Consider the following 12938-nt stretch of genomic DNA (forward strand, 5'->3'; position numbering starts at 1 on the left):
ATGCGCGCGCGGAAAACGTTGTCGAGCTGGCGCTGCTTCTCGGGTGACAACTCGTTCGGTTCGTTTCGTCGATAAGCTGGCGACGACGAGCAGCACTATCGGCGCCAAAGAATTCTCGACCGTCAGAGCCGCCGCTACACCGATCAGCAATTGGTCGACATCAGCTTGGCGATTGCCGTGGCGACCTTCGTCATCGACTTCCCAGTGGTTACTTAAGCGACCGCCGCCGGTGAAGTCATGGCCTCCCAGAAGTCGTACGAGTGTCCGCCGTAGGCGGCTGACATGGTCATGGACCTGATGCAGCGGCCGGCGTGACTTCGGTCACGCCGGTACTTTTGCGCTCACAGCCGTTTGGCGTTTGGGCGATAGTTCCTCAATGGCATCTTGAAGATGCAACACGGTCCTTGAGTGCTCCGGCCGATCAAGCAGACTCAACGCTTGCAGTATGAGCGATAAAGCCACTGCAGCATCGGGGATTCGATAAGTCATGATTCTCCCGTATGTGCTAGGATAGCGTCCCAGAGCCAGCGAATTAAAGGGAATGCTAGTTTCAGTAGCCGTCTCGGTTATGTAGCGTCTGGCCGAGGAGCTTAGGCTTAACCTCTTACTAGCCGCCGTGACTATGTAAGTGATGGTAGGCGGCGGGTACATTGACGGTGTTGTGCGCCCAATCGAATAAGCTGTACTCGCCATAGTTGGCCATAGCGACGGCCTCAAGTGTAGCCTCGACCGATCGCCCTTCTTCAATCGCTTTGCGCACCGCGCTATCTAAGTCGCGAAGATAGCGAAGCGGGAAATCGATATCAGCAGGACGCATTGGCCGACCATGGCCGGGGATGATCGTGGCGTCTTCGGGGAGAAAGTCGCGTACGCGGGTGAGGGTTGCAATTGTCTCTTTATGACGGCCTTCGAGAAGCCAAGGGAGGGCGGGTGACGGAGCTTGAATCATGTTGCCAACCCAAAGAACTTTTGCTTCTGGCTCCCATATGACGAGATCGCCTGGTGTCTGCGCAAAACCAAAGTGACGGACTTCGACAATGCGACCGCCGAGATCGACACTAATCATGTCAGGAACCGTGATATCGGCGGCCCGTGCTTGCACGCGCTCGATGCCCTTTCCTCTGCCCATGAGGCCGATCATGAAACTGCGATCATCCTCAAAATTCTCTTCCATATAGCGTTTGGTCGCTGGATGCTGGATCAGCACGGTGCTGTCGGGGAACAGATAGTTTCCATAAGCATGGTCGCCGTGATAGCTCGTGTTGACGAGGAAGCGGATCGGCTTCGTCGTCGCACGGCGTACCAGGCCGATAAGTTGAGAGGCGAGTTCGCCGTTCAGCATTGACTCGACGACGAGAACGCCCCGCTCGCCAATTACGAAGCCGGCCGTGGTAGCGACATGATCTTTCGTCAACACGTCGTCCGGCATAACCGCGAATACTCCGGGCGCCAGCTCTTTCGATGTGAGGTTCACCTGTGCGGCATCCCAAGGAGGTGTTGCTTCGTGCTCGCTATCTTGCGTTGTCATCTTGATATCTCCTTAAAGGAACCCACAGGTTGTTTCTTCTTGCCTTCAACTACTGTGTCTACTCGTGTCTCATCGAGGCAGTAGAACTTCGGGCCGCCTGAATACTCCGTTTCGCCGATCGCTTTCACTGTGAGTGGCAATTTCTGGTCACAGTACATGTCCGGCATGAGTTTGACGCGATCGTGCAGGAGGCGTAGCGTCGATGCTCGCTGCATACTCATAGCGCTCGCAGTCTCCCTCATGTACCCGAAACAGCTCGGTCGACTCGATTGGACGGGGAAAGCGACCGAGCTGTAACGGGTTGCTTCCGGGACGAAGCGAACCGAGGGTATCCATCTTCCAGCGTGGTTTCACCACAAAAGCAAAACTGCATCGAAACCATAACCGATCGCGTGGCGCAATCACCGCCATTGGTGATCTTATGGATGTTACGTGGTAGCTGCATTACGTCCGTTGAGGTTGGAACTGTGCTTGGCCGTGCTAAGGACGTTTTGATTGCTATGCTCTTTATGTAACAGGCGCCAATCGATATGATTGCCCGGGCTTGTTCTCGTTGAGAATCTCAGCCTTAGCACCAATCGAATTGTAATCCGGATACTTGTCGTGTCGCGATTAATGGCCGAATGGGATGGCCTTGACTTTGAGCGGACGTCTTGTCGATGATCGACCTCACCAAATGCGAAGTAGAGCGCTTGGGGGCGGACGAAACATTCATCCTCTATCGAGCTTACAAACGAGAGGGTGAAGACTCGTTCCTGGCACTTGTCGCGCGACAGCCTTCGATACACTGTTTTCACAAGCTCAAAAATTCTCATGCTCTCGCCGTCGATTTGGGAGCGGCTTGTGCCGTACTGCCGATTGAATTGGTCCCGCATAAAGACAGCATGATGCTCGTGCATCACGATCCGGGCGGTTGTCTCCTGGCCGAAATGGTAGGCAAGGCAATCGACTTGGATGCACGACTTCGGATTGCGGTAAGCTTGAGCAAAACTATCGGTAGGCTTCATCGCCACGGATGGATCCATCGCGACATAAGGCCAACAAATATTCTAATTACTCCTGGTTATGACGCGCGCTTGATTGGACTCGGCTATGCCGTTCATCAAACCCAACAAGAAGCGTCCCTTGGATATATCGCCGGCGCGCTGCCTTACATTGCGCCAGAGCAGACGGGGCGATTTAATAGGCGCGTTGATTGTCGAAGCGATCTCTACTCACTCGGAGTGACTTTATACGAATTCCTTACCGCAGCTTTGCCATTTTTTGCCTCGTCTCCCGAGGAATGGATTCACTGTCATCTCGCTCGATCACCTTTCCCGCCGACCGAGCGCGCAAACGATCTACCTGCGCCGATTTCACGCATTTTGCTCAAGCTCCTTTCGAAGGAACCGGCGGACAGGTACCAGTCTGCAGATGGCCTTGCTGCCGACCTGGAGGAATGCCTCTTACAATGGCGAGTTGATCGGCAAGTTAGGGATTTCGATCTCGGCCGATATGATTCTGTTGCGGCAATCCAAATTCCACGCAAGCTTTACGGCCGCGCCCTTCAAAGCGACACTCTGGACAAAGCATTCCTTCGTGTCAGGGAAAGCGGCCAAACTGCCGTTGCGATGATCGCTGGACCTTCCGGCGTGGGGAAGTCAGCACTTGTTCGGGAATTCCAGGTCGGTCTTCGCTTTGAAGACGCCTTGATGGCCGCTGGCAAGTTTCACGTCCAGATGCAGGACATTCCTTACGCAGCGCTGGCCCAAATATTTAGATCGCTGATACGTCAAATACTCACTTACGATGAGGCGACGGTTGCGAGCTGGCGGAAAGCGCTGATCGAGGCCGTGGGACTCAATGGCCGACTTGTAATTGAGCTTCTTCCTTCATTCGAGCTCTTAATAGGTGGGGATTATCCGCCTGTTGAGTTGACCCCCGGAGATCGCCTCAATCGGATCCGCATTGTTTTTCGGCGGCTGGTCCAGACATTTGCCAATCCTCGCCGTCCGCTAGTTTTATTTTTTGATGATCTGCAGTGGATAGACGCGGCGACGCTCGATCTAATCGGCGATTTAATCACCCGGCGGGATGTTTCAAATCTGTTGCTTGTGGGAGCTTACCGAACAAATGAAATCGACATCCTGGCTCCGCTTATCTCCCAGCTGAACGCTCTTCGAAGCGCAGGCGTCGACATAGAAGACCTCGATCTTCAGCCACTGCTCCCAGAAGATATCGCTATCATGGTCGCTGAGACGTTGCAGTGTAACGTCGTTCGAGTTCGTGGGCTCGCGAACTTGATTCATATGAAAACGGGCGGAAATCCTTTCTTTGTCATTCAATTTTTTAAAGCCCTGAATGAGGAAGGCTATCTCAAATTCGATCGCTCGACACGCGTTTGGGATTGGAACATCGCCCGTATTCGCGAGAAAAGCCTCACGGATAATATCGCAGACTTAACGGCGCTGCAGGTTAACGTATTGCCCAGAGGCACACGTGAGATGTTGCAAGTGTTGGCCTGCCTCGGAGCGTCTGCCACTCTCGATATGCTCGCGATTTCTTCCAGGCGCTCTCTGCACGAAGTCAGCGAGCACCTTCAGCCGGCCCTCCGCGCTAGCCTTATCGTACGCCGTGCGAAGTCTTTTGCCTTCGTTCACGATCGCATTCAGGAGGCTGCCTACGAATTTGGGCCGGATGGGAAGAGGGCAAATTTGCATCTCCAGATTGGGTTGGCTCTCGCAGCCCATATTGCTTCTGACGATGGAAACGATAAAATCTACATTACTGCGAACCAGCTCAATCGCGGGCGCAGCGCCGTTAAATATGAGAGTGAACGAAAGACGATTGTAGACGTCAATCTCTCTGCAGGACGATATGCGCGTGGGGCGGCCGCCTATGATGCCGCCCTTTTTTACCTCGGAGTTGCGAGCAATCTGCTTGGCGACCAGTCAGATCCCAGCTGTAGTAGAATCGCCTTTGATCTCGCCTTGCTTAGGGCGGAATGCGAATTCTTGGTTGGGGAGCTTGACGAGGCGGAAAGGCAATTGTTGGCTCTCTCGGAGAGCTGTCCGGATATTCAAACTAGTGGGGATGTCACTAGGCTGCGAGCAAACGTATATACGGTGCGCGGCCGTACCGAGAGCGCGATTGATGTTGGTCTTGAATTTCTACGTCTCGTCGGAATCGACTGGAATTCGCACCCAACAGACGCGGAGGTGGATAGAGAAGGCGAACATTTGAAGGAACTGGCGCAGACATTATCTGACGATAAACTTCAAAATTTGCCGCCCCTGACTGAGCCAATACACCTAGCAACTGCCGCGGTTTTAGCCGATTTAGTCACACCCGCTCTTCTTACGGATTTGAATCTATCGAACATCGTAATCCTAGCGGCTACTAGGCTCACGTTGCTGCACGGTGTTTGCCCGGAGCTGTGCTATCCGGTGACGTGTTCGTTCAGCGTCTTGAATATTCGTTACTCAGACCCAGAACTGGGGGTTCGATTAGCGCGCTTTGGAATCTCCCTGGCCGATCGATGGCAGCAATCCAAGTGGAGTGGACGCGCACACCTCGCATATGGCCATTACGTAATTCCGTGGATCCAATCAAGCAGAACGGGGCTGCCGCTTATACGTCGCGCCATCGAAATTGCATTCGCGACGGGAGAGCTCAACTGGGCGAGCTATTCCCATCATGCATTGGCATCTTCTCGTCTTTTTAGTGGCGATGGGCTGAGAGAAATCTCCAAGGAGGCGGGGGAAGGAGTGATATTTTCCGATGCCTGGGGTTTTCGCCTTAACGCATCGAGTCTGGCGACACAGAGAGATTTCGCGATCGCGTTAATGGAGGGCGATCGGGACAATAGCGCCTGTATACCGAACCTAAGCCCGCTTGCGGACTTGAAAAGCGCTCCGCCCCAAAACCTCTGCTTTCATTATCTTGCACGCATACAACTAAATGTTATCGCCGGACGTAATGAGGCGGCCTTGGAGCTAGCCGCGGAGGTGCCGTTCAAAAGTATCCGAGCGTATCCAGACGTCATTGAATATCGATTCTATACGGCTCTTGCTCACGCGGCCGTATCGGATACTTGTGCTCCGGAACTTCGCGACGCTCATATCGGAGGCCTTCGTCAACATCATAGTGAGATCAAAAATCGCTGTTCTCGCAATCGAGCGAACTTCGCAGCCCGTATTGCACTTCTTGCCGCTGAAATTGCTCGTGTTGAACGGCGTGCGCTGGAAGCAGAGCAGCACTATGAAGAAGCTATTCAGTTGGCTCGGGATGACGGTTTCGTGCAAATCGAAGCGGTCGCTGCGGAGCGCGCTGCTCGGTTTTACGCAGCGCGAAACATTCGCACAGTCTCTCACGCTTACTTAACGGATGCGCGCGACTGCTATCTGCGGTGGGGCGCCGTCGCAAAGGCGCGACAGCTGGAAGTGGAGAATCCTCATCTTTCGTCGCCGTATTCTATATCCGGTTTGCCTGGCGGCTCCGATGTGCCGTGGCATCAGCTTGACATCAATGCCCTTTTTAGAGCCTCCCATGCACTGTCGCAGGAAATCGAGCTCGACAGCTTAATTCGCAAGTTAATGCAGGTCGTGATCGAGCATGCGGCAGCGGAGCGCGGAGTACTATTCTTAATGAGGAACAAGGTTCCGTGTGCCGTCGCGGAGGCTAGCGTAAGCGTGGATGGTGTTGAGGTCAGCGTAAAGGAGGCGGGTCATCGCGACATCGCGTACCCGGTATCCGTGTTGAACTACGTAGTGCGAACACGAGGAAGCCTCAGTTCAGGTGAGGCCGAAAACGAGCATATTCTATCGGCCGACTCATATCTGCAAGAACGACGACAGGTTTCTCTTCACTGTCTACCGATCATCACTCAGACAAAGTTGATTGGCGTACTTTACCTTGAAAATCACGTCGCTGTCAGAGCATTTGCCCCTCAACGAAAAGCTATGTTGGGCCTTCTGGCGGCGCAAGCAGCCACATCATTGGAAAACGCGCGGCTCTATGCTGACTTACAGCGAAATGAAGCGTTTTTGATAGAAGGACAAAGTATTAGCCGCACGGGAAGCTGGAGCTGGAACGAAGCCAACAGGGAGACAATTTGGTCGCTTGAACACTATAGACTTTTCGGTCTCGATCCCAACTCGGCACGGCTATCGCTTATGCGTCGTGCGTTTCGTCACGTCTATCCCGAGGATAGGGCTAGCGTTCGCCACTGCATCCGTTCCGCCCTTAAAAATGGCGACGCATTTGCATGCGAATACCGCCTCAAACGGTCCGATGGCGTTCGCTATATGCATATGGTCGGGCGTCCATCCAACGAGAATGGAATGCCCAGGAGTTATGTCGGCACAACGGTCGACGTGACTGAGCAGCGACGTTCGCAGGAAAACCTACAGGCGGCCCAGGCGGACCTCGCGCGAGCGTCGAGGCTAACCGCTATTGGTGAACTGACTAGTCTAATTGCTCACGAGGTCCGCCAACCGTTAACAGCGATCGCTGCTAGAGCGACTGCTGCCCAAAGCTGGCTCGCATATAGTCCTCCCGATATCAGCAGGGCGACCAACGCGGTCACATTAATCGAAGATTATGCCAGTCGCGCCAGCGGCATAATCGAGAGCATCCGTCAGATGGCGAGAAAGTCTTCGTCGCGTCGGATCCCGCTGGATATAAATTCAGTAATTCAGGAGACAGTATCGCTGCTTCATAGTGAGGTACGTCGTCAACACGTTCAACTGACGCAGCAGTTGGCTTTTGGGTTGCCGGCGATAGTTGGAGACCCAATACAACTTCAGCAGGTCGTTATGAATCTTATGCTGAACGGGATTGAAGCGATGGCAGAGGTGGCAGGCCGGCCTCGAAATCTTCGGCTGATCACAGAGGAGGGGTCTCCGGGTATTGTAAGGGTTGCCGTGGAGGATGTTGGAGTTGGTCTCTCGGCGTCGAAGTTAGAGAATCTCTTCGAAGCTTTCTCTTCTACTAAGCCTAATGGACTTGGAGTCGGGCTGGCGATCTGCCGTTCTATCGTTGATATGCATGGCGGTCACTTGCGGGTTAAATCAAACGAACCATGTGGTGCCATTTTTGAGTTCACCATCCCCGCTGAAGGTGACGGCATATAATCGTCTGCATTATCTATTCGATAGCGATCATGGTTATTGCTTACCGCGGAGAGGCGCGCGAAATACTGCGCCGGTTTTCGCAGGCTGAGCTGCGTAGGTTCGAGGGAGTTTGCATATGCGCGGATGGTTTGGCTTTCCATAACTTGCCCGCCTTTAGCTCGGCTGTAGGATCGGGCAACCGTTAAGACTGATCCGGAGAACCCAATTGCCGCCCTGAGCGGTCGCCGTGTTCGATAAAAAGACTCAGTCGCGTCGTGATCTTGCGCTTTAGATCGTTGATCATTTTCGAAGAATTGTCGCTGAGTAAATGATTGAGGTTCCAACTAGGATCGGCTGGGGGCTACAAGCGGTGCGCAGAATGGCGAGCGCGACAAATGTTGGGGCATCTGAATGGATTTGTTCAGTGGCAAATCGTGGTGTAGCCATCATCGATGACGACGAAGCAGTATGCTCCTCCGTTGTCGATCTCATGCGAGCGGCTGGATACGATGCCGAGTGCTATGAATCGGCAAAAACGTTCTTGGAATCGAAAGACCTTTTAAAGTTCGGGTGTATTATCGTTGATGTCCACATGCCCTGCATGAGTGGAATAGATCTTCTACGAAAGCTTCGTGCTGAAGGGGTTGCAATCGGAGTAATCCTGCTGACCGCGTTGCCGAATGACGAGTTGGACAACAGTGCGATGTCGTCAGGGGCGCTCTGTGTACTCAGAAAGCCGTTTGAAACCAGAGCGCTGTTGGAGAAAGTAGAGGCTGTTTTCTCGGAATCTTGAGAGGTGATTGCGCAGCTGGTTAAACTATCTCGAGAGTTTGTCGTATCCGAGGTCGACCGTAATGCCGGTCTCGCAATTACACTTCGGTAAGATCGACGTTTAGATCTGCGGCGATTTTTGCAAGGGTCGCGACGGACTTTGTTTCCAACTTTCGCATCATGCTGCTGCGATGTATTTTGACCGTTATCTCCTGGATGGCGAGCTTATTCGCAATCTGCTTGTTCATAAGGCCGGATGCTACCAAAGCTAGCACCTGCTTTTCACGAGTCGTTAAGAGCTCGTATTTTTCCCGGAGGTTGGCAAGTCGCAGGACGCCCCGTCGTCGCTCTTTGTCCAATTTTATTGCGGCGCTGATGGCATCGAGTAAGTCTTGGTGGCGTATTGGTTTGGTTAAAAAGTCTACTGCTCCCAACTTCATCGATTTGACAGACATGGGAATGTCGCCGAAACCCGTCATAAGAATGATGGGCATCGGAAGTTCAGCTTTTCTCAGGTATTCTTGAAGCTCGAGGCCGCTGGTGTCGGGTAAACGAACATCCAATACGAGACATCCCGGTCCATCTGGTAACGCGGCGCTTAAAAACTCGGAAGCGGAGCTATATAAGCGGACGCTATACTTCATGGACTCCAGTAGGTCTCCAAGCGAGCTGCGCACGGCTTGATCATCGTCGACGATATGCACAAAGTGCACGGCATCGTCCGGGTTTGACGTCCGGTCGGACTTATTCTTCTCCGTGTCGATCGTGGCGTCACGGTATTTTCTGACCATGGATAATTCTACCTGCGCGATAAAATCCTTGAGAGAGCCATTTTCGCTGCGAAGTCTCTATTCGCATCAATCAATCGTCAGCTAGAGGCGCACGAGTGCTCCTTAAAACCGCGAGCGCACGCCTCCGCTTGTCGATCTGGCAGTCTAGTAATCTCCGGAAAGCGGCTGAATGCTCACCTTGCCTATGGGAGCTTTGTGTTTCGTAGTTCGTGCGTTTTTTATCGCTTCTTATCGACTTGGCAAGCATGTCTGCCTTCTCATTGAACGTCGGTCTGATGCATAGAGCCGATCCAACTTATACCGCCGTATGGTTGTATCCATCTCCCGAATAATTTTAAGTCGCGGGCCGGTATCCTAAGCTCATCCCACGCACTCGCTGAGTGTCGGGCGACTCTATTCCTACCAACTGGTAATGGCTAGTCAGCCCAGAGTTGTCCAGCGCTTCTTCGAAGTTGCGCGAGGGGTAGGGGGCGGTTTGGTGGAGTTAAACCAAGTCAGATACTTCGTGGCCCTGTCACGTCATCTCAACTTTACCCGCGCTGCGGAAGAGTTCGGTATTAGTCAGCCTGCGCTATCAAAGGCTATTCAGAAGCTCGAACGCGAAATTGGAAATGAGCTGATTTTTCGAGAGCGGCAGTACATGCATCTTACCGATATTGGAAGGCGCGTACTCCCTGCCTTGGAGCAACTGATCGCCGCGGCTGATTCCGTGAATACTCTCGTGCATGAGCATCAGATCGGACGCTATGCCTCTCTCAGGCTCGGGCTAACACCTTGGCTACCAGGCCCAGAAATTGTGGGCATGCTCGCGAACGTTGTGCGCCTTGTGCCAGGATTGCAGGTCGAATTTGTCGAGAGCGAGACTTGTGATCTGTTCGATCTGCTGCTCAAAGGCCAGATAGATGTCGCGATAGGAACAAACATCGGTAAAGCACCTGAAAGAATAGACAGGTGGAAGTTATATGAGGATCATCTTGTGGTGCTTCTCAGGTGCACTGATCCGCTTAGCCGAATGCAATCGATTCCTCTTTCGGTACTCGCTGACGCAACGTGGCTGCAGAAGGCGGGTTGTGAGTTCACTACTAAGCTGTTCGAGGTTATGCGCAATGATGGCTTGGCTCCGATCGTTGCTCATCGCAGTTCCCACGACGGCTATCTGCAGCACATGATAGAGGCGGGGCTTGGAATAACAGTCACGTCTTCCCACGCCTCTTTTTCGAAAACATTAAATACCAGGCCAATCCAAGGTGATCCTGTTCATTGGAGCGTCGAGCTTCTTGCTGCGGCAGGCCGCCGTTACACGCCGGCGGTAAGCGCATTCATCAAAGCAGTGCGATTCCAGCATCAAAGTGTGGATCGAACGATGCTCAACCGTGATGAGGATCGTCATGGGCGAAACCACTTCTCTCCGACAAGCATCAGCGGATTGTGCAAGTCAGCTGCTGTTCCCTCATAAATATTGCGACCTGCATCTTTGCAAATGAACATCGCAGACAGTCAGTGACAAGGTGGAAACAATGAATAGTGTCCTGAGTAAATTCAAAAGAAGCTTGTGGACCTCCGGGTTGCTGAACAGTGATCTCGACTATCGTCTTATTCGAGTGTCGATGATCATCCTGTTCTTCTTCTTTGGTTATCAGAAGTGGTGGGCGTATGAGGCGGATCGCTTGGATCCCTTTATTAGCAACGGCCCCTTAATCTGGTGGCTGTATCCGGCTTTCGGACATCAAGGCGCCAGCTGGTTTCTTGGAGTCTCGGAGTGGACCATCTGTAGTCTGCTGTTTGCAGGCTTTTGGAGCAAATCGCTCGGAGCTCTCGGGGCGCTCGGGTCAACCGGAACTTTTATTGCGACGGTAACGATTATCCCATTTATGCCGGATGGTTGGGACACCTCGGCTGGCGGATTTCCGGCGATGACAGGAAACGTTCCGTTTCTCATGAAGGATGTCGTGTTGCTCGCGGTATCGGTCTATCTCCTGAAGCAGGATTTGGTTCGTCTCCTTTATGATGCGCCAAGCGCCGTCGCTCAAATGGGGCAGCTTGATCTGAAGTCCTTGGTCAGACCGTTAGACCAGCGCTAGATCTGCACTCGTCGAAGCAATTAAGACTGCTGCGCCACTGCGTTCCTATATCGGTTAGCGCAAGCGCTCGCCTTGGTGCTCGCCGAGACAGATCGTCGGCACTGTGCGGAGTTTGGTGCAGCCATTCCAGCCAGTTCTGAGAAGTCCATCGAGCCGTTTGCGATCAGCGGACGCACTCGGCGTGTCTTCTGCTCAACACCTAGAACGTCATTGGCACATAAGAAAGAGAGATTCATGTCAAGCCCAGAACAATACGATGTCGTGGTACTCGGAAGCGGCCAAGGCGGGAAATTGCTCGCATGGCATCTCGCCAAGAAAGGCAAGAAGGTTGCGGTTGTTGAGCGGCGTTGGGTGGGTGGGTCGTGCCCCGCGGTAGCTTGCCTACCTTCAAAAAATGAACTGTGGAGCGCGCGGATCGCACATCTGGTTAACAACGCTTCTCATTTCGGAGCCGTCATCGGACCGCACCACACCGATATGCGGAAGGTTCGGAGCCGTAAGCAAGATATGATTGACCGAGAAATTGAAGCGCACCTGGAGGCTTATCGGACCAGCGGCGCCGAATTGATCATGGGTAGCGGGCGTTTCGTTGACCTGCGGACGATCGAGATTTCGCTTAATGAGGGAGGTACCCGTGTGATTGTCGGCCGTGAGGTCGTGATCAACGTTGGCTCCCATGCCGCGATCCCGACCATTCCCGGACTCGAAAGCGTTCGTGCTCTAACGCACATCGAGGCTCTTGAGCTTGATTATCTGCCCACTCATCTCATCGTCTTGGGCGGCGGTTACATCGGAATAGAGATGGCTCAAGCTTTCCGACGTTTTGGTAGCCGCGTGACAATCGTTGAGCCTGGGCGACAGCTAATGGGCCGCGAGGATGCGGACGTGGCCGAGGAAATGCGGCTGCTGCTCGAAGCGGAGGGCATTGACGTCGTTGTCGGTGCGCGCCCCATAAATGTCAGCGGCTTATCCGGCGATGCAGTGACCGTGGCGATTGAAGATGCTGACGGTAAGCGCAAGATCGATGGCAGCGATCTGCTCGTCGCTGTCGGACGGGTGGCGAATACGTCTGATATCGGTCTTGAAAAGACAGGTATTGAGCTGGATGCTCGCGGCTTTATCCAAGTGGACGAACACCTGAAAACAACCGCTGCTGACGTATGGGCCATTGGCGAATGCGCAGGCAGCCCGCAATTTACGCACGTGTCGGTGGATGACTTCAGGATCGTTCGAGACAACATGGTCGGCGGCAAGCGACGTACCGATGAGCGCGTCATTCCATACGTGATGTTTACCGACCCACCTTTGGCTCGCGTTGGCGTCTCGGAAGATGAAGCGCGGCGGCTCGAGATTCCGGTCCGTGTGGCCAAGCTGCCTATGCACAACGTGCTTAGGACTGAGGCTACCGATGAAACTCAAGGATTTATGAAGATCCTCGTCAGGACGACGGATGATCGGATTTTGGGCTTTTCGATGATTGGCTCGGAAGCGGGTGAGGTTATGGCTGTAATACAAACCGCTATGCTCGCGGGCTTACCCTATACTCAGCTACGCGACGCGCCGTTTGCTCATCTGACGATTGCTGAAGGCCTTGGGCAACTCCTGGGCAATGTCTCCCCTCGCTGAGCGTAGGCTTTGGCAGCGCCTTCGACGCCGGCGCTGATACATTTATCGT

7 protein-coding genes are annotated in these 12938 nt (G+C 53.5%); 5 read left to right on the forward strand and 2 right to left on the reverse strand.

Going from position 1 to position 12938, the window contains the following annotated elements; genetic code table 11:
• Window positions 1–607: 607 nt before the first annotated feature.
• On the reverse strand, window positions 608–1528 hold the full coding sequence (locus tag ACZ5C3_RS05525; RefSeq protein ID WP_464044589.1) for an MBL fold metallo-hydrolase: 921 nt from the start codon (window positions 1526–1528) through the stop codon (window positions 608–610).
• A 659-nt stretch (window positions 1529–2187) separates the two neighbouring features.
• Between ACZ5C3_RS05525 and ACZ5C3_RS05530 the strand changes: the two genes are divergently transcribed.
• A complete protein-coding gene (locus ACZ5C3_RS05530) occupies window positions 2188–7641 on the forward strand; it encodes an AAA family ATPase (RefSeq protein ID WP_464044590.1) in 5454 nt (1817 codons plus the stop codon).
• 358 nt (window positions 7642–7999) lie between these two features.
• On the forward strand, window positions 8000–8413 hold the full coding sequence (locus tag ACZ5C3_RS05535) for a response regulator transcription factor (RefSeq protein WP_464035893.1): 414 nt from the start codon (window positions 8000–8002) through the stop codon (window positions 8411–8413).
• A 76-nt stretch (window positions 8414–8489) separates the two neighbouring features.
• On the opposite strand, the gene ACZ5C3_RS05540 is transcribed toward ACZ5C3_RS05535, so the two are convergent.
• Window positions 8490–9182, reverse strand: coding sequence for a response regulator transcription factor (locus tag ACZ5C3_RS05540; protein WP_464035895.1), 693 nt, complete (start codon window positions 9180–9182; stop codon window positions 8490–8492).
• Between the two features lie 412 nt (window positions 9183–9594).
• Here ACZ5C3_RS05540 and ACZ5C3_RS05545 point away from each other — a divergent pair, with 412 nt between their 5' ends.
• The 3 genes from ACZ5C3_RS05545 (at window position 9595) to ACZ5C3_RS05555 (ending at window position 12889) form a co-directional block, all read left to right on the forward strand.
• The gene (locus tag ACZ5C3_RS05545; protein ID WP_464035896.1) at window positions 9595–10638 is read left to right on the forward strand and encodes a LysR family transcriptional regulator; all 1044 of its coding nucleotides are present in this window, start codon (window positions 9595–9597) and stop codon (window positions 10636–10638) included.
• A 61-nt stretch (window positions 10639–10699) separates the two neighbouring features.
• Complete coding sequence (locus ACZ5C3_RS05550) at window positions 10700–11263, forward strand: YkgB family protein (protein ID WP_464035897.1); 564 nt, start codon at window positions 10700–10702, stop codon at window positions 11261–11263.
• Window positions 11264–11338: 75 nt separating this feature from the next.
• A complete protein-coding gene (locus ACZ5C3_RS05555) occupies window positions 11339–12889 on the forward strand; it encodes a dihydrolipoyl dehydrogenase family protein (protein WP_464038264.1) in 1551 nt (516 codons plus the stop codon).
• Window positions 12890–12938: the final 49 nt, after the last annotated feature.

The sequence above is a fragment of the Afipia dichlorophenoxyacetatis genome (assembly GCF_055386385.1).